The organism is Streptomyces sp. NPDC021019, from assembly GCF_044333295.1.
Taxonomy (GTDB): Bacteria; Actinomycetota; Actinomycetes; order Streptomycetales; family Streptomycetaceae; genus Streptomyces.
Map to the genome: position 1 here is coordinate 1 of NZ_JBIRQR010000004.1, position 19,881 is coordinate 19,881.

Sequence of the window (19,881 nt, forward strand, 5' to 3'; positions counted from 1 at the left end):
ACTTTTGGCACGCTGTTGAGTTCTCAAGGAACGGACGCTTCCTTCGGTCCCGTTTCACCGGGGCCCTCCGGGCGCTTCCCTTCGTTTACTTCTTTGTCCTGCTGTCTTGCGTTTCCGACTCTATCAGACTCTTTCGTGTCCGATTCCCGGTCGAAGCGGGCCTCGCATCTCGCCTTCCAGGTTCTCCGCTTTCGCGTTTCCCCTTTCCGGCGAGTCCGACTTTACCAGACTCTCTTTCGTTCCGTTTCCGGTCCGAATTCAATTTCTGGTGGCCCGCGGAGCGGCCTTGCCTTTCGGCGGATCCGACTTTATCAGAAACTCACGGAGCTAAACGAACGACCCGATGGTTTCGATAAGGAAGAATCATTTGGCCCGGCGGAGCTAACAGACGCTCCTGCACGAGCGAGACAGAAACTACGCGCTCAACTCGAACTTGTCCAGTCCGAGGCAACCGTTCAAATCTACCTCCCCACATCGACCGTGTCAACGGTTTTGTGGGCGAGGAGGACAGTAGCAGGTCAGCAGGGGTGAAAGCACATCGGCTGTCAGGCTGCGGTGGGAAGTTCGGCGCTGCGTTCGACCGCTTCGAGGTCGCCTGTGTCGCCGGCGCGGGCCGCGCGCCCGCCGAGGAGGTAGACGTACCCGAGAAAGGCCAGCTCAGCGGCGATGCCGATGGTGATCCGGGCCCACGTCGGGAGACCGGACGGAGTTACGAAGCCCTCAATGAGTCCGGAGACGAACAGGACCAGGGCCAGGCCGATCGCCATGCCCAGGGCGGCGCGGCCCTGCTGGGCCAGGGCGGCGCGGCGTGACAGGGGGCCGGGGTCGATCACGGTCCAGCCGAGGCGTAGCCCGGTGCCGGCGGCGACGAACACCGCGGTCAGTTCGAGCAGGCCGTGGGGAAGCACCAGGCCGAGGAAGACGTCGAGACGGCCCGCGGAGGACATGAGGCCCAGGCCGACGCCGAGGTTGAGCATGTTGAGGAAGAGGATCCAGATCACCGGTATGCCGAGGAACGCCCCCAGGATCAGGCACAGGGCCGCGGCCTGGGCGTTGTTCGTCCATACCTGTGCCGCGAACGACGCCGCCGGGTGGCTGGAGTAGTAGGTCTCGTACTCCCCGCCCGGTCGGGTCATCGCACGGAGGTCCTCCGGCGCGGCGATCGCGGCCTGAACCTCGGGGTGGGTGCCGATCCACCAGCCCAGCAGAGCCGCCACCAACGTCGAGAGCACCGCTGTGGGAATCCACCAGTGGCGCGAGCGATAGACCGCGGCGGGGAATCCCGCGGTGAGGAACCGGGCCGCGTCCCGCCAGGACGCCTTGCGGGTGCCGGTCACCGTCGAACGGGCACGGGCCACGAGCTGGGTGAGACGTCCGGTGAGGAGGGGATCGGGACTGCTCGACTGGACCAGCGAGAGATGGGTCGCCGTGCGCTGGTAGAGGACGACGAGTTCGTCCGCTTCCGCGCCGGTGAGGCGGCGCCCGCGGCGCAGGAGGTGTTCCAGGCGGTCCCACTCCGTGCGGTGGGCGGTGACGAAGACGTCGAGGTCCATGGGCGTGTGCTGCTCCAGGCATGGGTGCGTACGGGTTCGTACTACTGCGGCGCGCTGGCGGTCAGCTTGGCAGACTGTGCCCGGCTGGGGCAGAGAAGGTCGGCGAAGGGTGGGGCCCGATGAGTGAGCTGGTTACCGGGGATGCGGTCGTTCTGGGGGTGAGGACCGCACGGCTGCCGAGCCGGGCGCTGGCCTCGGCGATCGATCTGGCGGTGACGTTCGTCGTCTTCATCCTGATATCCATTCTTCTGGGCATCGCTTCCGCCTCGTTGGACGAGGCAGCGGTCGCGGCGATCGGGGTCGCCTCTTTCCTGCTGGTCCTGATCGGTGGGCCGGTCGCGGTGGAGACGCTGAGTCATGGTCGGTCCCTGGGAAAGCTCGCCTGCGGGCTGCGGGTGGTGCGGGACGACGGTGGGCCGATCCGGTTCCGGCACGCGCTCGTGCGGGGGGCCATGGGGCTCGTCGAGATCCTCATGACCTTCGGTGCCCTGGCCTCCATCGCTTCCCTGGTGTCGGCACGGGGGCGCCGGATCGGTGACGTGTTCGCAGGGACGCTGGTGATTCGGGAGCGGGTCGCGGCCACGGGCCGGTCCGTCGCCGTACCGCCTCCCCCGCCCTGGCTCGTCGGCCGGTTCGCGCAGCTGGATCTGTCGGCCGTACCCGACGAACTCTGGCTCGGGATACGGCAGTACCTCACGCGGATGCGGCAGCTGGATCCCGGTGTGGGGCGTTCCCTCGCGGAGCGGCTGGCCGGTGAACTGGTCGCCCTGACGGGAGCCGCCGCGCCCCAGGGTGTTCCCGCGGCCGCGTTCCTGGCCGCGGTGGTCCATGAGCGGCAGTCCCGGGACGCGCGGCGCGTGTTCGCCGGGCCTCGCGCCGAGGGGCCGGCGCCGTTCGCGCCCGTACCGTCCGGGCCTGTGGCGCCCGGGCTCACCGGGCCTGCCGGGGTGGGTGCGCCTGGCGGGGCCGGCGGGAGTTTCGGGGGGCCCGTGTCTGCCGGGGCCGGTTCCGGGGCGGGGGGCGGTGCCGCCGGTGGTCTCGAGCAGCGACGCGGGAGTGCTCCCTCGGGCGGGTTCGCCCCGCCCGGCTAGGCGGTGTCCGGCCCGGAACCGGGCGGCGGGACCTGGGCGCCCGGGGTGCCGGAGACGCGGGGTGACGGGGGCGTCTCCAGGTGTTCGAGCTCGACGCCGGGTGCCGCGAGGACCACGTCGCCGGCGATGTGGATGGTGTGCTGCTCCCCGGTATCCAGGGCGCTGACCTGGTATTCGTCCACGATCAGGGGGCCGTTGTCAGTGGTGTGCGCTTCACTGTTCACCAGCGCCCAGGACTGGTCGACGGTCCTGGGCGCGAGCACCGGGTCCGTGAAGGTGACCACGCGGACGCGGGTCGTGGGGGAAGCGGGGGTGAGGCGAAGGAGACGGGTCATGGCGATGAGGAACGCGGGGGATGTGCCGGCGAAGGTGTGGGCGCGGACGTTGCCTTCGGTGGCGTGGCTGCCGGTCGGGTCGGTCCGGACCCAGGTCACCCCTTGCAGGGCGGCTCCTCGCACCTGCCAGCTCGCGGCATGGAGTTCGAGCCTGATGGGCCGGCCCATCTCGTCCAGGGCGAGGTCGACGGAGCCGAGGTGGTCTCCGGTGGGGGATGTGGTCCGGGAGACGTAGCGCCAGCCGGAGGGGCCGGGGGCGCAGTGGAAGTGTTCTTCGCCGAGGGGGGTGTGATCGTGGAGGTCGTGGAGCGAATACCTGCCGCGGGGCATGGGGTCCTTCGGGTTCCTCGGGTCGTGCGGGGGCGGTAACGGGAGCAGGCCCCCGGCACGGGGGTGCGGGGGCCTGCGCTCGGAGCTGCTGCTGCGGGCTGTGTCGCCGCTCGGCGTTCGGGGGGCCGGTCTCCCGAACGCCGAGGGTGGACCAGCTACCGCGGAGGGGTCAGTAGCGGTAGTGGTCGGGCTTGTACGGCCCTTCCACCTGGACGCCGATGTACGCCGCCTGCTCGGGGCGCAGCGTCGTGAGCCTGACGCCCAGGGCGTCGAGGTGGAGTCGGGCGACCTTCTCGTCCAGGTGCTTGGGCAGCACGTACACGTCGGTCGGGTATTCCTCGGGCTTCGTGAAGAGCTCGATCTGCGCGAGGGTCTGGTCGGCGAAGCTGTTGGACATCACGAAGGACGGGTGCCCGGTCGCGTTGCCCAGGTTGAGGAGGCGACCCTCGGACAAGACGATGAGGACCTTGCCGTCGGGGAACGTCCAGGTGTGGACCTGGGGCTTGACCTCGTCCTTGACGATGCCGTCGATCTTCGCGAGGCCGGCCATGTCGATCTCGTTGTCGAAGTGGCCGATGTTCCCGACGATCGCCTGGTGCTTCATCCGGGCCATGTCCTTGGCCATGATGATGTCCTTGTTGCCCGTCGTGGTGACGAAGATGTCCGCCTGCTCCACGACGTCGTCCAGCGTGGCTACCTGGTAGCCGTCCATGGCCGCCTGCAGCGCGCAGATCGGGTCGATCTCCGTGATGATCACCCGGGCGCCCTGGCCGCGCAGGGACTCCGCGCAGCCCTTGCCCACGTCTCCGTAGCCGAAGACGACGGCGGTCTTGCCGCCGATCAGGACGTCGGTGGCGCGGTTGATGCCGTCGATGAGGGAGTGGCGGCAGCCGTACTTGTTGTCGAACTTCGACTTGGTCACCGCGTCGTTCACGTTGATCGCGGGGAACAGGAGGGAACCGTCACGGTGCATCTCGTACAGGCGGTGCACACCCGTCGTCGTCTCCTCGGTGACACCGCGGATCTCGGACGCGAGCTGGGTCCACTTCTGCGGGGTCTCGCCGAGCGTGCGGTTCAGCAGGGTGAGGATGTGGGCGAACTCCTCGCTGTCCGCCGTCGACGGGTCCGGGGCGGCGCCGGCCTTCTCGAACTCCACACCCTTGTGGACGAGGAGGGTGGCGTCACCGCCGTCGTCCAGGATCATGTTCGGGCCGCCGGTCGGGGTGTTCGGCCAGGTCAGCGCCTGCTCCGTGCACCACCAGTACTCTTCCAGCGTCTCGCCCTTCCAGGCGAAGACCGGGACGCCCGCAGGGGCTTCCGGAGTGCCGTTCGGGCCCACCGCGATGGCCGCGGCGGCGTGGTCCTGGGTGGAGAAGATGTTGCAGGAGGCCCAGCGGACCTCGGCGCCCAGGGCGACGAGGGTCTCGATGAGCACGGCGGTCTGCACGGTCATGTGCAGGGAACCGGTGATCCGGGCGCCGGCCAACGGCTGAGCGGCGGCGAACTCCCTGCGGATCGACATCAGACCGGGCATCTCGTGCTCGGCGAGCGTGATCTCCTTGCGCCCGAAGGGGGCGAGGGAGAGGTCGGCGACCTTGAAGTCCTGGCGGTTGGTTGCCGTCGTCATAACGGGCTGCTCCTCGTGATGGGTCGAGGGTGGGCTTTTCTCGGGGCTGACTCTGCGGCGCGACGGGCACACGAATGCCCGGGGGTTCGCAGTGCAGTCCGTCGGAGGCCCTCTGTCCCTCGCCCGGCTCGCTTCCGCCAGCCGGTCGACCGCCATCAGCAGCGACGTCTGTTATCCGTATCCGAATCTACACCGAACGGCCCAGTGAGCCCCAGCCCGTTCGTGGAGAAGGACGTGTGTGAGGGGTCACCGGGCCGATCGGGGCCGATGCGCGCTGGGTCAGTGGCCGGAATCCTTCGAGGCCGGGCCCTCGCCTGTGGCGGGTCCCGTTTCCGGGGCCTCGGCGGCCTCGCCCGGGTCGGTTCCGGTCGCCGCGGCCTGCGCGTTGTAGATGTCCGGCTCCAGGTAGATCACCCGGGCGATCGGGCACGCCGCCCGGATGCGGTTCTCGGCGGCGTCGATGGCGTCCGCGACCTCGGTCGCGGTCTCGTCGTGCCGGACCGCGATCTTGGCGGCGACCAGCAGTTCCTCGGGACCGAGGTGGAGGGTGCGCATGTGGATGATGCGAGTGACGGTCTCGCCGTCCACCACGGCCGCCTTGATCCTCTCGACGTCCTCGACGCCGGCGGACTCGCCGAGCAGGAGGGACTTCGTCTCGACGGCCAGGACGATCGCGATGAGGATCAGCAGGATGCCGATGCAGAGGGTGCCGATGCCGTCCCAGACGCCGTTGCCGGTGCCGAGGGCGAGGCCGACGCCCGCGAGCGCCAGGATCAGGCCGACGAGCGCGCCGAGGTCCTCCAGGAGGACGACCGGGAGCTCGGGCGCCTTGGAATGGCGGACGAATTCGGTCCAGGAGCGGTCGCCGCGCGTCTGGTTGGACTCACGGATCGCCGTGCGGAAGGAGAAGATCTCCGCGATGATCGCGAAGACCAGGACCCCGACCGGCCAGTACCAGGCCTCGATCTCGTGCGGGTGCTTGATCTTCTCGTAGCCCTCGTAGACCGCGAACATGCCACCGACCGAGAAGAGGACGATGGAGACGAGGAACGCGTAGATGTAGCGCTCGCGCCCGTAGCCGAAGGGGTGCTGGGGGGTGGCTTCGCGTTTCGCCTTCTTGCCGCCGAGCAGCAGGAGTCCCTGGTTGCCCGAGTCGGCGAGCGAGTGGACGCTCTCCGCGAGCATCGACGACGAACCACTGAAGAGGAACGCTACGAATTTGGCCACGGCGATCGAGAGGTTGGCGACGAGTGCCGCCACGATCGCCTTGGTTCCGCCTGACGCGCTCATGAGTGCGTGATGTCCCTTCGTCAGTGCGCGGCAGGTGCCGCCGCTGTGAGGCGGCACATTGTTGCAGCCGCCGGGACGGTCCGTGGGTCAGGCCGCCACGGTGGCCCGGAAGAGTGTTCCCGGTCCCGCCGCCTCGACGGTCTCGCCGGCCGGAACGTACGCGGACTCCCCCGGTGCGAGGGCGAGTTCGCCGACGGTGACCGAGCCCGCCGCGCAGAGCAGGATCTGGGGCGCGGGGGCGGTCAGTTCGGTGGGGGCCGCCCCTGGGGCGAGGGTGTAGCGGGAGAGGGCGAACTCGTCGGCGGGGGTCTCGTAGAGCTCCTCGCCCGACGGGGCCGCCTCCGGGCGCAGCACGCCGGGCTCGGTGGCCTCGAACCGGACGACCCGCAGGAGTTCGGGGACGTCGATGTGCTTGGGGGTCAGGCCGCAGCGCAGAACGTTGTCCGAGTTGGCCATGATCTCGACGCCGAGGCCGTCGAGATAGGCGTGCGGGACGCCCGCGTCGAGGAACAGGGCTTCCCCGGGCTGGAGTCGCACGTAGTTCAGCAGCATCGCGGCCAGAACCCCGGGGTCGCCGGGGAAGTGGTGGGCGATGCGGGCGTACGGGGCGTGGGCGCCGCCGAGGCGTTCGGCGGCGGCCGCCGTCTCCGCCACGGTCTCGGCCATCTCCGCCGGCTCCGCGCCGAGGATCGCCGTGAGCACCTCGCGGAGGGCCGCTTCCTCGGGGTGGGCGCGGAGGAGGTCCACGTACGGCTTGAGGGAGTCGACTCCCAGCGCCTCCATCGCGTCAGCCGCCTCGGTGGGGCCGCGGAAGCCGCACAGCCCGTCGAAGGGGGTGAGGGCGCAGATGAGTTCGGGCTTGTGGTTCGCGTCCTTGTACATGCGGTGCGGGGCGTCGATCGGGACGCCCCGGGCCTCTTCGTGGGCGTAGCCCTCGCGGGCCTGCTCCAGGTTCGGGTGGACCTGGAGGGAGAGGGGGGCGCCGGCGGCGAGGAGTTTCAGAAGGAAGGGGAGGCGGGGGCCGAACCGGGTGACCGTCGGCGCGCCGAGCTCCCCCTCAGGGTCCGCGTCGATGGCCTCGGTGAGGGCCAGCTCCGTCTTACCGGACGCGGTGGTACGGGTGATGCGCGAGGGTGCTCCGGGGTGGGCTCCCATCCACATCTCGGCCTGCGGTTCGCCGGTGGGGGCGATGCCGAGCAGGGCGGGAATGGCCGTGGTGGATCCCCAGGCGTAGGGGCGCACGGTGTTGGACAGCCGGTCCATGGAGTCGTCCTCGGGTGGGGCGGGGCGGGTGAGTGTGGCACCAGGGGTATCAGTGTTACGTGAGGTCCTGGGGTCGTGGGGGTGGCCGGGGGGTGACACGGTCCTGGAGGGCTGAGGGGGCTTCCTGGACTTCCTGGGTCCCTGAGGTCCCAGGGGTCCCTGGGGCCCCTGGGGCCCCTGGGGGTCCCTGGGGGTCCCTGGGGGTCCCTGGGGGTCCCTGGGGGTCCCTGGGGGTCCCTGGGGGTCCCTGGGGGTCCCTGGGGGTCCCTGGGGTGCAGGAGTTCCTTGGGGGGCCGCGGTCCTTGTACGTGGTGTCCGGTGGCCGGGCGTCTCTGTCAGGGCTGGGAGGCCGAGGCCAGTGACAGGTAGACCGCTGCGAAGTCGGTGATCGCGAGCAGTTCGGCCACGGCCTCCAGCGTGCTGCCCTCCTCCGGCTCCAGCTCGCTCACGGGAGTGTCGTGGCCGAGTGCCAGCTCCCGGGCCGCCGGATAGGCGCTGAGGCCTCCCGTCGGGCGGTCCCGGAGCAGGACGACCCGGGCCCTCAGCGTCTCGCCCTCGTCGACCCGGTCGCGGAAGAAGTCGTCGGGGTCCGCGCCCGCCGCGAAGTCCCCGGTGAGGAGCGTGCCGTGCGAGGGCAGCGCCTCGGGCAGTTCCGCGGTCAGGGCGGGACGGCCGGCGAGCTCGGACAGTACGGCGGCGAAGCGGCGTCCCACCGGGCCCGCGGCGTCGCCCTCCGTCCACAGCAGCGGCAGGCTGTCGGCGAGCTCGGCGGCGAGTGTCTTGGCCGGGTTGCTGTACGTGGCAATGGCCGGGCCGCAGCGTTCCGCGGTGCGGTCCAGACGGTCCGCCACCTTCTGCAGGTCCTCGGGGGGCGCGGTCACCAGGCCGACCCGGTCCAGGAGGGCCAGCAGGGGGGTGAGCAGGGCCCACAGGGTGCCGGGGCCGGCGGCGGAGGTCTCCGCGTCGTACTCGCCGTACGGGGCGGCGGCCATCGGGACGACGAGGCCGTGCACTCCGTCGACCGCCTCGCGCAGCGGTGAGCGGGTGGGGGCGACGGCGACGACGGTGCAGCCGCGGCGGTAGGCCTGCTCGGCGAGCAGGGCGAGACCCGGTTCGGAACCGTCGGCGGTCGCGATGAGGAGCAGGTCCACGGATCCGGCCCAGCCGGGCAGCGCCCAGCGGAGGGCGCCGGGGGCGGGGGCCACACCCGTGGGGTGGATGCGTACGACGGGGGCGGCCGCGCCCGCCAGTGCGCCGATCAGGTCGGCGACCCCGGATGCGGCGGTGCCGGGGCCCGCGACGAGGACGGCCCGCGGCCGGCCCTCCGGGTTCAGGCCACCGATACCGGCCTCGGCGGCGTGCCGGGCGGCGGTGCGGACCCGGGCGCCGGCCTCGGCGGCGCCGCGCAGCAGATCGCGGCGGTCGGCTCGGGCCAGGGCTTCCGGGGCGTCGAGCAAGGACTCGTCGAGCATGGCGGTGGGGCCTCCGATCACCGGGCGGGGTGCGGGCTGCGGTTACGGGTACGGGCGCGGTGGCGTGGCCTCCGGGCGGGCGCGGTGGGGAACGGTGGCGCCGGCCGGTGGCCGGCCGCCTGTCGTGCGCTGCCGGGGCCGTCCCTTTCGTCCTGCCCGTACGCGTGTCGCTCGCGGTCAGGCGGGGCGGCGCGCCTCGTCGACGAGAAGGACCGGGATGCCGTCCCGGACCGGGTAGGCCAGGCCGCAGTCGTCGCCCGTGCAGACCAGCTCGGGGCTGTCGGCCGCCGAACGGTCGTCGAGCGGGGAGTGGCAGGCCGGGCAGGCCAGGATCTCCAGGAGGCCGGCTTCGAGCGCCATGGGGTGAGTCCCTTCGAGCATGCGAGTCCCGATCCGCGTGGATCAGGCGTCGCCAGCCTACCGCTGGGGTGGAGGGGGCGCGGCCTGGCCGGGGGATGAAACGGGGGATGGGAGAAGGTGGCTGCCGTGCGGGTGGGGGTGCCGTGCGCGTGCGTGTGGCGGGGGTGGACGCCTGCGGCGCGCTTCTCCCCGCCCCGCCCCTTCCCGTAACCGGGGCTCCGCCCCGGACCCCGCTCCTCAAACGCCGGAGGGGCTGGAAAGAGCGGGGCCGACGAGGGAAGGGGGCGAACGAGCAAGAGGGCGGGGCGGGCCGGTCCAGGTTGGGGCAGGCCCGGGTCCGGCCAAGCCGGGTTCGGCCGGGCCAGGTTGGCGCGGGGGGCAGACGCCGAGGTGGCGAGCGGGGCCGGAGCGGATTCTGGCTGGTTCAGGCTTTGCGGATCAGATTCAGGACCTCGTCGCGTACCGCCGCCATCATCTCCTCGCCCCTCGCCTCGACGTTCAGGCGCAGCAGCGGTTCCGTGTTCGAGGCGCGGAGGTTGAACCACCAGTCGGCGGCCGTGACCGTGAGGCCGTCCAGGTCGTCGAAGGTGATGCCGTCGCGGGCGCCGTAGACCTTTCTGACCGCGGCCAGGCTGGCGGCCTGGTCGGCGACGGTGGAGTTGATCTCGCCGGAGCCGCTGTACCGGTCGTACTCCGCGACCAGTTCGGACAGCGGCTTCTGCTGGCCGCCGAGTGCGGCGAGTACGTGGAGGGCGGCGAGCATGCCCGTATCGGCGTTCCAGAAGTCGCGGAAGTAGTAGTGCGCCGAGTGCTCGCCGCCGAAGATCGCGCCGTGCTTCGCCATCTCCGCCTTGATGAAGGAGTGGCCGACGCGGGTGCGGACCGGGGTGCCGCCGTGCTCGCGGACCACCTCGGGGACGGACCAGGAGGTGATCAGGTTGTGGATGACGATGCCCTCGCCGCCGTTGCGGGCCAGCTCACGGGCGGCGACCAGGGCAGTGATCGCGGAGGGGGAGACGCCCGCGCCCCGCTCGTCGACCACGAAGCAGCGGTCCGCGTCGCCGTCGAAGGCGAGACCGAGGTCGGCGCCCTCGGCGAGGACGCGGGCCTGGAGGTCGACGATGTTCTTGGGGTCGAGGGGGTTGGCCTCGTGGTTGGGGAAGCTGCCGTCCAGCTCGAAGTACAGGGGTACGAGGTCGAGCGGGAGGCCTGCGAAGACCGTGGGGACCGTGTGGCCCCCCATGCCGTTGCCCGCGTCGACCACGACCTTGAGGGGGCGGATCGCCTTGAGGTCGACCAGGCCGAGGAGGTGGGCGGCGTAGTCGGTGAGGGTGTCGCGCTCGGTGATCGTGCCGGGGGCGGTGGCGGCCGCCGGCTGGGGGGCGCCCTCCGACCACTGCTCGACCAGGGTGCGGATCTCGGCGAGCCCGGTGTCCTGGCCGACCGGGGCGGCGCCCGCCCGGCACATCTTGATGCCGTTGTACCGGGCCGGGTTGTGCGAGGCCGTGAACATCGCCCCGGGGAGGCCGAGGGCCCCCGACGCGTAGTACAGCTGGTCCGTCGAGCAGAGGCCGATGAGCGTGACGTCCGCCCCCCGGGCCGCCGCACCCCGGGCGAACGCGTCGGCGAGCCCCGGCGACGTGGGGCGCATGTCGTGGCCGATCACGATCGCGTCGGCGGCCGTGACCTGGACGAACGCGGATCCGAAGAGTTCGGCCAGCGATGCGTCCCACTGGTCGGGGACCACTCCGCGCACGTCGTACGCCTTGACGAGCTGCGACAGATCAGCAACCACGGCCGGTCCTCCTGGGGTCTTTGCGGACCGCCCAAACTACCCGGCCGGGCAGAGCCTCAGGAGTCGGCCTCAGGAGTCCGGTGAGCGCAGCACTCTCAGGTGGCCTCGGCGGGCCACTTCCACCGGGTCGGCGGCGCGTGGTCCCCGGCCCCCGCCGTCCGGACCCCGGTCGTGCGGGCGGGCCGCTTCGCGGACCGCGTTGGCCAGTGCTTCGAGGTCGTCGCCGCTGGGGTGCGCCGGTGCGGAGCCGTCGGAGAGCCGCACCACTTCCCAGCCCCGTGGCGCGGTAAGCCGCTCACTGTGTTCGGCGCAGAGGTCGTAACAGTGGGGCTCGGCGTAGGTGGCGAGCGGGCCGAGGACCGCAGTCGAATCGGCATAGACGTACGTCAGTGTCGCGACGGCAGGGCGGCCGCACGCGGTGCGCGAACAGCGACGTACAGGGCTCACGATGTTGGACGGTACCGCACTCTTGAGCGGGCTGCGACGACTCCCCCCTCGGGTCACCCCACCGTGTCGCCCGGTGACCTGCGGCACCGCGGCGGTCCCGGCGACTGCCCTGACCTGCGTCGGGGCGGGGCCCGGCGATCGCACCGCGGTCGCGCCGGTCGCGGGCGGGGGTGGATCGCGGCGTCGGGCTCAGGGTCGATGATCGGATCACGGGCCTGAAAAGGGCTCAACCTTGGCCGAAATGTTCAACTGCGGACATCCGGAATCGGGACGACCCCCTCTCCGGAAGGTCCGGTCAGCCGCGTCGGCGCGCCGATCACCCGGCCCCCGGAGCGTTACGCTGCGTCGGTGATGGACAGTTCCGTACCTCCCCGCCCGTTCGAGCCGCGGCCCCGGCGCCGCGACCGGCATGGCCGCGGTATGCGCGGGCCGGTGGCGCCACCGCAGGTACCGCTGTCGGCCAGCCGGGGCGAGACCTTCCGTGATCTGGTCCAGGACTCGGTGGAGCGGCTGGAGCGGCGCTGGCCGCAGCTGGCCGAGGTCGACTTCGTCGTCCTCGATGTGCCCGACACCCCGGAGGAGACCGTTCCGCTCGGCAGCGCGGTCTCCGCCGGCAAGGGGCGGCCCGCGCAGATCGTCGTCTACCGTCGGCCCGTCGAGATCCGCACCAAGAGCCGCGACGAGCGCGCCCTGCTCGTCCACGAGGTCGTCGTCGAGCAGGTCGCCGAGCTGCTGGGGCTGGCGCCCGAGTCGGTCGACCCCCGGTACGGGCAGGACTAGCCCCCGGGAGCCGGCCCCGGGGGGCTCGGGCCAGGGGGGCGGCTCGGCTGTCGGAGGTCGCTCGCCCTCAGTCGTCCAGGACCGAGAGGTCCTGGCGGGCCGACGGGACCTCGACCGTGCCCCCGTCGTCGGGGAGCGTCTGCACGGTGAACATCTGGACGCCGTCCTCGGTGCGCGCCAGGGTGCGCGACGCGTGGACCGGGCCGCCCGAGGTCGTCTCGACGGTCAGCGCGTAGGCGCCCTTGAGACCTTCCGGGACCTTCGGGGTGACGGCGAGGGTCGTGCCGGCCTTGACCGTGTGCGTCTCCACGACCGGTTCGCCTCCGTCGCTGCCCGCCGACGCGGTGACCTTCACCTCGGCGGTGGCGCCCGGCGCGGTCAGGGACAGCGTGGAGCCCTTGGCCCGGTTGTCCGGGACGCTCGCCCGTGCGCCGACCGGCCCGGTGGCCGGGATGTAGGCGATCTCCTGCTTGTCGCCCTTGCCGCGGACCACGCGCAGTGCGGCCACGATCGGGGTCGCCCGGTTCTTCTGGACGGGACTCAGCCGCAGGGAACCCGGTTCGCCCCGGGTGACGTCCTTGAGGTCGACGGCCGCCGTCATCGAGGACTTGATGTGCAGGGTGGCGTTCCCGGCCGGGGAGAACGCCGCGTTCTTCCCCAGGAGCTGGACCTTGACGTCGGCGTCGTCCTCGCCGGGTGCGAACGCCACCAGGTGTACGGAGGTGGCGTCGGCCGGGATGCCGGGCAGCACGAGTGTGCCGGCGGGGTCGTCGGACGCGGTGATCCAGTCGCTGCCCGTCTTGTCGTCGGCGCTCAGGACGACCGCCCCGACCCGGCCCGAGCGGGTGGTGACGTGGGCGGTCAGGTGGTCGACGGCCTCGTCGGTGAGGGTGGACAGCAGAACGGCGACGCTGGAGCGGGCCGGCACGGTGATGCCGTCGCCGACCTCGGACTTGAGCGCGCCCTCGGGGCCGTACAGCTCGATGTCGGCGACGGCGGCGGAGTCCTCGGGGTTGGTGAGGTGGAGGTAGTCCTGGCGGGACTTCGCGGTGCTCGCGCCCGGGAACCAGAAGTCCGTGTCGGGAGCGGTGCAGGTGACGCCGAGGAGCCCGCGGGCACCGCCCACGGTGACCTCCGTGGTCTGCTGGGCGGACCAGCCGGGGGCCAGCCTGCCGGTGGCCGTGCCGACGAGGGCCGGGGCGTCGGAGCCGTCAGCCTCGGCGACGACCGGCTTTCCGGGCTCCTTCACGGCGAGGACGGGCTTGTCGGCCTTCTCCTTCGCCTTCTTCGCCGCGTCCTCGGCCTTCTTGACCTTCTTCGGGTCGGTCTCGTCCTCGTCGTCCACGACCGGCAGGGCCGGCTTCAGCTCGGCGGTGCCCTTGGCGTCGCCGCCCTTGCCCGCCGGGGTGAACGCGGTGTACCGCGTCTCCGCGAGGTCGGAGTCGCTGGGCGCCGGGCAGACCAGGCTGGAGCGCTCGACCGGCAGCAGCGCGGCGGACTTCGTCACGGTCTCCGCCGGGGCTCCGGGCGCGGTGACCGTGGCGAATCCGGTGATGGCGGCCAGGACGGTGGCGCCCGCGATCAGGGACAGGTGGGTGGACTTCACTCGGAATCGCCTCGCGATGCGTTACCGGTCTGCCACGGGGCCTGGCCCGGGGCCGGGGGGTCGGTCTGTTCGCCGTTCTCGGCGGGATGCCGGTCGGGCCGGGGCTGCTGGGCCGGGTCGGGGTAGGGCTGCTGCTGGTACTGCCCGCCGACGTACTGCCCGTACTCGTCGTACGCGCTGGGGTCGTTGTTGTACGCGCCCTGGTCGTTGTAGGAGCCCTGGTCGTTGTACGCGGCCTGCCCGCCGTACGCGCCCTGCTCGCCGTACTGCTGTGTGTAGGGGTCCTGGGCCTCGTGACCCTGGTAGCCGGCGCCCTGTTGCTGTTGCTGTTGCTGTTGCTGGGCGTACGGGTCCGGCTGGTACGTCGCGTAGTAGTCGGCGCCCGGCTGCTGCTGACCGTCCCACTGCGCGTACTCGCCGTACTGCTGCTGTTGCGGGACCGCCGCGTAGCCGCCGTTGGCTTCCTGCGGGTCGTGCGCCGGGGGCTTCGCGGCATACGGGTCGGCGGACTGCTGCGCGGGGATGTACTCCCCCGGGTCCGCTGCCGGGTGCGGGACTCGCGACGGGTCGCGGTCGTCGGGGTGGACACCGGCCCCGGATTCCCCGGGCGCCCCGGCCTCCTCGGCGGCGGCCGCCGCCTCGGCCCGGGCCGCGGCGCGCAGCCTGCGGGCGCGGCGGCCCTCTCCGTCGACCGGCTCGGCGGCGACGGCGGGCGCCGCCTCCTCGGGCAGGTCGTCGTCGATCTCCCGACGGCGGCCGGGCAGGGCCATGACCACCAGGACCAGGAGGAGTCCGGCTTGCGCCCAGATCCACGCGGTGTGCGTGATGGGGGCGTCGTGGGTGAGGTCCAGACGGCCGCCCTCCGCAGGCAGTTCGAAGCCCTGGGCCCAGCCGTCGACGGTCTTGCGGGGCAGCGGCTTGCCGTCCAGGGTCGCCGTCCAGCCCGGGTCGGCGGCGTCCGCGATCCGCAGCACCCGTCCCTCTTCGCCGGACGGGATCTCGGAGTGGGCCTCGACGGCGGCCGAGCCGACCGGAAGGTGCTCGCCCTCGCCGGAGGCCGGGGTGATCATGACGCGGGCGACCTGGCGGTCCACCCGCCACAGGGCGCTGCCGTCGAGCTGGCTGAGGCGGCTGAGCCCGGGCGTCGAGTCGAGGACCCGGCTCATCTCGCGCGGTGCTCCGTCCCGGACGAGGACGTAGCGGATCGCGAAGCCGCCGAGCTGGCCGCCCTGGTCGGCGCCGGAGCCGGCGACGAGGTTGGCGACGACCTTGTCGAGGTGGCTGTTGCTGCCGCCCGCCTCGGTGAGTTCGCCGTCGCCGAGGCGGGCGCCCGAGCCGCGGACCAGGCTGTACTCCACGGAACCGGGCGAGCTGCCGCCGAGGACGAGGGTGCGGGGCTGGTCGCGGGTGGTGCTCTCCTCCGCCACGAAGGCGGGCACCTGGACGGGGTCGCGCCGCTCCAGGGGTCCGTCGGCGCCGCCGATCATCCAGCCGAACGCGGCCAGGACCGGGGCCAGCCCGGCGGCCAGCGCGATCAGGACGGCGACGGGCTGACGCCAGCCGAAGCTCTGTTCGGCGACCCGGATACGGGCCCCGTCCGCGCCCACCAGGGCGGCGGCGATCAGGGCGGCGCCGTAGACGAGGGTGGCGGGTCCGGCCCAGGTGGACCCGTTGGCGACGGCGGCGAAGAGGAAGCCGACGAGCGTGACCGCCCAGGCGGTGCGGACGGCGAAGTGCCGCTCCCCGCGCAGCAGCGCGGCGAGCGCCGCCAGCACGATGCCGAGGAGCAGGAAGCCGCCCGTCGCCCCGGGGCCGCCGGGGCTGATGCCGAGCAGGTCGAGGCCCGACGCCGTTCCCGTACCGAGGTCCAGGCCCGCTTCGGTCAGGAGCGCGGACGGGTCCGTCAGGAGGGTGAGCGACCAGGGGGCGAGGACCAGTACCGGGGTGCCGACGGCGGCGACGAAGCGGAGGCCGTACGCCGTGATGTCGCGCCGCCGCAGTACGAGGACGCCGATGCCGAGGACCGCGGCGAGCGGCCAGACGATCGGGGTGAACGCCATCATGACGGTCAGCAGCAGCGTGTACGCCCAGGTGGCGCGCCAGCTGCCGCGCTCCCCCGCCGCGCTGTCCACGCGCAGGCCGTGGGCGGCGACGCCCGCGCGGGCGGTCAGCGGGAGCAGGACGAGGAGGACGGCGGTGCCGAGGCGGCCGGTGGCCAGGGCGCCGGTCGCGGCGGGCAGGAAGGCGTACGCGACGCTCGCCCAGGCCCGCAGCAGCCGGGAGGGGAGCAGCGGGCGGGAGGCGAAGTAGGCGGTGAGCCCGGCCAGCGGGATCGAGCAGACCAGCAGCACGCTGATGGCGAGGCCGGTCGAGCCGAGGAAGAGGGCCGAGAGGGCGGCGAGCAGCGCGAGGTAGGGCGGGGCGGTCTGGGTGCCGCCGGTGCCGACGGTGTGCCAGGCGTCCGCGTAACTCCCCCAGAGCGCACCGAACTCGGCCGGGGCGGGCAGCAGGGCGCCGCCCGCCAGTGCGCCGCCGCTGAGGAGGTTGCGGCCGGCGATGAGGGAGACGATCAGGAGCAGCGCGAAGAGGATGGGTCCCGGTTTGCGGCCGATGCGCTTGAGGCGGGCGAACTGGTCGACTTCGAGGAAGTCGGCGTCGTCGCCGCCGGGCCCGGATTCGACGGCTCCGTGCCGTGAACCGCCGGAGTCGGCGTCGCTACGGCCGCCGAAGTTGCCCGCGACCTGGTCGACGGTGGCCCGGACGGTCGCGCCCGGCGGCGGGAACAGTGCGCGCAGCTCGGCGGCGTCGACGGCGCCCTTGCCGCGGTCGCGGCGGGCGGCGAGGATGCGGCCGGGGCGCAGGAGGGTGCCGAGCAGTCCGGTGACCTCGTCGAGGGCCTGACCGGGCACCTTGCCGACGAGGTAGGCGAGGGTACGGAGCAGGGTGCCGACGACGAGCCGGAGCAGGACCCAGGGCAGGGCCTTGCCGCGGGCGTTGACGAGCATCGTGTAGGCCGCGCCCGCCTTGTCGACGCGGTGCGGGCTGGCGACCGAGCGGCCGGCGCAGTCGATGGGGCGGCGTTCGCGGGCGGAGGCCTCGGCGTGCCGCAGGACGGCGTCCGGGGCGACGAGGACCCGATGGCCCGCCAGGTGGGCGCGCCAGCACAGGTCGACGTCGTCGCGCATCAGGGGGAGTCTGCGGTCGAAGCCGCCGAGCTCCTCGTAGACGTCGCGGCGGATGAGCATGCCGGCGGAGGAGACGGACAGGACGGTACGGACCTGGTCGTGCTGGCCCTGGTCCTGCTCGCGGCGGTCCAGGCCCGTCCAGCGGCGTCCGCTGTTGGCGATGGAGACGCCGACCTCGAGGAGTTGCTTGCGGTCGTACCAGCCGCGCAGCTTGGGTCCGACGATCGTGGCGTGCTGGTCGGTGTCGACGACGCGCAGCATCTCGGCGAGCGCGTCCGGCTCGGGCGCGCAGTCGTCGTGCAGCAGCCAGAGCCACTGGACCGGTTCGCCGTGCGGCAGTTCGGGGAGGTCGTAGTTCTCGTCGACCCAGGTCCGGCCGGCCGGGTCCCAGCCGCTGGGGCGCTTGAGGTACGGCAGGTCGTCCGGGGTCAGGATTCCCGCCGTGCGGGCCGCCTCGTCGACGGCGGTGCCGAAGCTCGTGCGGCGTGCGAGGTGCAGGACGCGTTCGTCGCCGAGCGCCTCGGTGACCAACCGGGCCGAGTCGTCGGCACTGCCGGTGTCGGCGGCGACGACGTTCTGTACGGGGCGTTCCTGCCCGAGCAGCCCGGCCAGCACGTCGGGCAGCCAGCGGGCGCCGTCGTGGGAGACGAGCACGGCGGTGACGACGTGCCGGGGGAACTCTGGGGCGGCGGCGGCCGCGTTCGGCGCCGCCGAGTGGCTGTGCACGGACATCGAGGTACGGGCCCTCCGGCCGGGTCCGGGGGCGTCCCCGGGGGCTGCATCGGTGTACACGCGCGCGCCGTCGGGGCGTTGGCGCGTCTCGGACGGGGCCCCACACTAACGGTACGGACAGGTGGCGGGGGTCGGAGCGGGTGAAGGGGCCGGGCGCGGACGTGCCGACGGCCCGCCTGCCGAGCCCCGGGGAAGGGGTCGGTGGACGGGCCGTCGGGGGGGAACGGACTCGGGCCTGCCGGACCGGAAGCCTGCCGGGCAGGGGGCGGCCTCGGCCGGAAGCGCGGGAAGGGGGGAGGTGGGGGATGGGGGGTGGGATGGGGGTGGAGTGTGCGGGGGCGTGCGGTTGGGGTGCGGGTCGCTCTGCGGCTCGCGAGGGGGCGGTCGGCGGCCGGTAGGTGGTCCGGGGTGCGCCGGGTGCCTCGTGGGGGTGCCGGGGTGCGCCCGGTCTGGTGGGGGTGCTCGGGTCCGCCCGGGGCTGGTCCGGGTGCGGTGGTCGGTGGCCGACGCGTCCTGTGGCGGGGCCTGCCTCGGGCAGACGTCAGATGGCGGCCTTCTTGAGGCGTCGTCGTTCCCGCTCGGAGAGCCCGCCCCAGATTCCGAAGCGTTCGTCGTTGGAGAGGGCGTACTCAAGGCATTCCGAACGCACCTCACAGGCGAGGCAGACCTTCTTGGCCTCGCGGGTGGATCCGCCCTTTTCGGGAAAGAAGGACTCGGGATCGGTCTGGGCGCACAGTGCGCGCTCCTGCCAGCCGAGTTCCTCGTCCGCGTCCTCGACCAGCAGTTGCTGGAACAGCTCGGTCATGTGCGCCCCTCGTCTGTCTCTTGCGTCCCGTGATGCAGCCGTTTGCGACTGAACGACACGAGTGAAATTACAAGTGTGTAGCTCCGGGCCAGTCAAGCGAGGATCTGCTATTGGCCCAGGGATTCACTCTGCGGAACCAAGCGTACGCAGAAAGTGTTGAAATCAGCAAAAACCTGACATATGCCACTGGCCCCACAACTCCACACCCTCTCCCGTGAGAGACGAGCGAAGGCGCCCTCGTGTTGCGATTTGATCACCGAAGCGATCAAGATCACAGTCAGGTCACGGAGCGTCAGTCGCGTTTGGGAGCGCGGATGATGCGCCACATGTCCCCGCTCAGGCGCGCATAAACCTTTCTCCAAACCCGGCAACCGGAAGGGGTGAAACATTGCCCCCATTTCGGGCATTGGGTTGACAGCGGACGGCCGAGCCGGTCTCCTTGGTCCCATGCCAGCGACCACAGCCATGCGCGTCACCCACCTCCGTGGGTTCCGTAGCGCTGTCCAGGCCCGCTGTTGCTGTTCCAGCTGTCACAGCTGTTGATGCCCTAGCGCTCCAGCTCTGATCCAGCCCTCTCCGGTCGAGCGTCATTCTTCGTCTCCTCCCGCTCCTCCCCGCACCTCGCACTTCCCGCGGCTCGTTTCCGGGCCGCCGACGCTCACCGCGCTCCCCGCTCGCGTACCCCCATGCCGAGGAACCACCGCAGCCATGAACAGCGACAGCGACCTTCAGATCGCCGGCGACATCCTCGAGGTCCAGCACCTCCTGCAGCCCGCCCGCGAGCACCCCTCCACCGTCTCCGAGTTCGTCGGACTCGCACGCTCCATCGCGGGCGACCGCGCCCGGTGGGCCGGAATCGTCCAGTACGACTCCGCCTCCCGCTGGTACCACCGCCTGCACCAGGGCCCCGGCTACGAGGTGTGGCTGCTCAGCTGGGTGCCCGGACAGGGCAGCGGGCGTCACGACCACGGCCTCTCCGCCGGCGTACTGACGGTCCTGGAAGGCGAGTTGACCGAGCACACCGAGCGCGGGACGCGAGCTCTCGGCGCGGGCGCGCAGCGTGCCTTCGCCCCGGGGTACGTCCACGAAGTGGTCAACGACTCGCTCGAACCGGCCGTGAGTCTGCACATCTACTACCCGGGCCTGACCGAGATGCCGATGCACGCCACGCAGAGCGCCCCGACGACCGTGGGCGCCGTACCCGCCTGAC

The 19,881-nt window shown here is 72.1% G+C and carries 15 protein-coding genes; 3 read left to right on the forward strand and 12 right to left on the reverse strand.

Annotation, left to right across the window (positions count from 1 at the left end):
- Window positions 1-545: 545 nt before the first annotated feature.
- Window positions 546-1,553: a stage II sporulation protein M gene (locus tag ACH4RG_RS22490; RefSeq protein ID WP_397925997.1), complete on the reverse strand. Its 1,008-nt coding sequence runs from the start codon at window positions 1,551-1,553 to the stop codon at window positions 546-548.
- Window positions 1,554-1,672: 119 nt separating this feature from the next.
- On the opposite strand from ACH4RG_RS22490, the gene ACH4RG_RS22495 reads away from it, so the two are divergent.
- Window positions 1,673-2,644, forward strand: coding sequence for an RDD family protein (locus ACH4RG_RS22495; RefSeq protein ID WP_398540041.1), 972 nt, complete (start codon window positions 1,673-1,675; stop codon window positions 2,642-2,644).
- Here the strand turns inward: ACH4RG_RS22495 and ACH4RG_RS22500 are convergent.
- The 8 genes from ACH4RG_RS22500 to ACH4RG_RS22535 all read right to left on the reverse strand — a co-directional run bounded on the left by ACH4RG_RS22500 (window position 2,641) and on the right by ACH4RG_RS22535 (window position 11,620).
- On the reverse strand, window positions 2,641-3,309 hold the full coding sequence (locus tag ACH4RG_RS22500) for a hypothetical protein (protein ID WP_397925993.1): 669 nt from the start codon (window positions 3,307-3,309) through the stop codon (window positions 2,641-2,643). The two genes, ACH4RG_RS22495 and ACH4RG_RS22500, sit on opposite strands and share 4 nt — an antisense overlap.
- Before the next feature lie 169 nt (window positions 3,310-3,478).
- A complete protein-coding gene (ahcY, locus tag ACH4RG_RS22505) occupies window positions 3,479-4,936 on the reverse strand; it encodes an adenosylhomocysteinase (RefSeq protein ID WP_397925991.1) in 1,458 nt (485 codons plus the stop codon).
- Window positions 4,937-5,215: 279 nt separating this feature from the next.
- On the reverse strand, window positions 5,216-6,226 hold the full coding sequence (locus ACH4RG_RS22510) for a cation diffusion facilitator family transporter (protein WP_397925989.1): 1,011 nt from the start codon (window positions 6,224-6,226) through the stop codon (window positions 5,216-5,218).
- 87 nt (window positions 6,227-6,313) lie between these two features.
- The gene (manA, locus tag ACH4RG_RS22515) at window positions 6,314-7,489 is read right to left on the reverse strand and encodes a mannose-6-phosphate isomerase, class I (protein ID WP_398540042.1); all 1,176 of its coding nucleotides are present in this window, start codon (window positions 7,487-7,489) and stop codon (window positions 6,314-6,316) included.
- A gap of 335 nt (window positions 7,490-7,824) precedes the next feature.
- A complete protein-coding gene (locus tag ACH4RG_RS22520) occupies window positions 7,825-8,961 on the reverse strand; it encodes an SIS domain-containing protein (RefSeq protein ID WP_397928201.1) in 1,137 nt (378 codons plus the stop codon).
- A gap of 177 nt (window positions 8,962-9,138) precedes the next feature.
- Window positions 9,139-9,321 (reverse strand): Trm112 family protein, encoded by a 183-nt coding sequence (locus ACH4RG_RS22525; protein ID WP_003968734.1) that lies wholly within the window; start codon window positions 9,319-9,321, stop codon window positions 9,139-9,141.
- Window positions 9,322-9,745: 424 nt separating this feature from the next.
- Window positions 9,746-11,116, reverse strand: a complete 1,371-nt coding sequence (locus ACH4RG_RS22530; RefSeq protein ID WP_398540043.1) for a phosphomannomutase/phosphoglucomutase — start codon at window positions 11,114-11,116, stop codon at window positions 9,746-9,748.
- Between the two features lie 69 nt (window positions 11,117-11,185).
- A complete protein-coding gene (locus tag ACH4RG_RS22535; RefSeq protein ID WP_397925981.1) occupies window positions 11,186-11,620 on the reverse strand; it encodes a DUF3499 domain-containing protein in 435 nt (144 codons plus the stop codon).
- A gap of 294 nt (window positions 11,621-11,914) precedes the next feature.
- On the opposite strand from ACH4RG_RS22535, the gene ACH4RG_RS22540 reads away from it, so the two are divergent.
- Window positions 11,915-12,343, forward strand: coding sequence for a metallopeptidase family protein (locus ACH4RG_RS22540; RefSeq protein ID WP_020679279.1), 429 nt, complete (start codon window positions 11,915-11,917; stop codon window positions 12,341-12,343).
- A gap of 67 nt (window positions 12,344-12,410) precedes the next feature.
- Here ACH4RG_RS22540 and ACH4RG_RS22545 read toward each other — a convergent pair whose 3' ends face one another.
- The 3 genes from ACH4RG_RS22545 to ACH4RG_RS22555 form a co-directional block, all read right to left on the reverse strand.
- On the reverse strand, window positions 12,411-13,949 hold the full coding sequence (locus ACH4RG_RS22545) for a DUF5719 family protein (RefSeq protein WP_398540044.1): 1,539 nt from the start codon (window positions 13,947-13,949) through the stop codon (window positions 12,411-12,413).
- The gene (locus tag ACH4RG_RS22550) at window positions 13,946-17,866 is read right to left on the reverse strand and encodes a glycosyltransferase (RefSeq protein WP_398540278.1); all 3,921 of its coding nucleotides are present in this window, start codon (window positions 17,864-17,866) and stop codon (window positions 13,946-13,948) included. The genes ACH4RG_RS22545 and ACH4RG_RS22550 overlap by 4 nt, the downstream gene beginning before the upstream one ends.
- Window positions 17,867-18,407: 541 nt before the next feature.
- Window positions 18,408-18,671, reverse strand: a complete 264-nt coding sequence (locus tag ACH4RG_RS22555; protein ID WP_003968728.1) for a WhiB family transcriptional regulator — start codon at window positions 18,669-18,671, stop codon at window positions 18,408-18,410.
- Between the two features lie 708 nt (window positions 18,672-19,379).
- On the opposite strand from ACH4RG_RS22555, the gene ACH4RG_RS22560 reads away from it, so the two are divergent.
- Entirely contained in the window at window positions 19,380-19,880 is a 501-nt protein-coding gene (locus ACH4RG_RS22560; RefSeq protein WP_397925975.1) for a cysteine dioxygenase, read from the forward strand.
- Window position 19,881 lies beyond the last annotated feature (1 nt).

Bases quoted from the DNA above. Each gene is read 5' to 3' on its own strand.
- ACH4RG_RS22490 (WP_397925997.1), bottom strand. From the start codon at position 1,553: ATGGACCTCGACGTCTTCGTCACCGCCCACCGCACGGAGTGGGACCGC.
- ACH4RG_RS22495 (WP_398540041.1), top strand. From the start codon at position 1,673: ATGAGTGAGCTGGTTACCGGGGATGCGGTCGTTCTGGGGGTGAGGACC.
- ACH4RG_RS22500 (WP_397925993.1), bottom strand. From the start codon at position 3,309: ATGCCCCGCGGCAGGTATTCGCTCCACGACCTCCACGATCACACCCCC.
- ahcY (WP_397925991.1), bottom strand. From the start codon at position 4,936: ATGACGACGGCAACCAACCGCCAGGACTTCAAGGTCGCCGACCTCTCC.
- ACH4RG_RS22510 (WP_397925989.1), bottom strand. From the start codon at position 6,226: ATGAGCGCGTCAGGCGGAACCAAGGCGATCGTGGCGGCACTCGTCGCC.
- manA (WP_398540042.1), bottom strand. From the start codon at position 7,489: ATGGACCGGCTGTCCAACACCGTGCGCCCCTACGCCTGGGGATCCACC.
- ACH4RG_RS22520 (WP_397928201.1), bottom strand. From the start codon at position 8,961: ATGCTCGACGAGTCCTTGCTCGACGCCCCGGAAGCCCTGGCCCGAGCC.
- ACH4RG_RS22525 (WP_003968734.1), bottom strand. From the start codon at position 9,321: ATGGCGCTCGAAGCCGGCCTCCTGGAGATCCTGGCCTGCCCGGCCTGC.
- ACH4RG_RS22540 (WP_020679279.1), top strand. From the start codon at position 11,915: ATGGACAGTTCCGTACCTCCCCGCCCGTTCGAGCCGCGGCCCCGGCGC.
- ACH4RG_RS22550 (WP_398540278.1), bottom strand. From the start codon at position 17,866: ATGTCCGTGCACAGCCACTCGGCGGCGCCGAACGCGGCCGCCGCCGCC.
- ACH4RG_RS22555 (WP_003968728.1), bottom strand. From the start codon at position 18,671: ATGACCGAGCTGTTCCAGCAACTGCTGGTCGAGGACGCGGACGAGGAA.
- ACH4RG_RS22560 (WP_397925975.1), top strand. From the start codon at position 19,380: ATGAACAGCGACAGCGACCTTCAGATCGCCGGCGACATCCTCGAGGTC.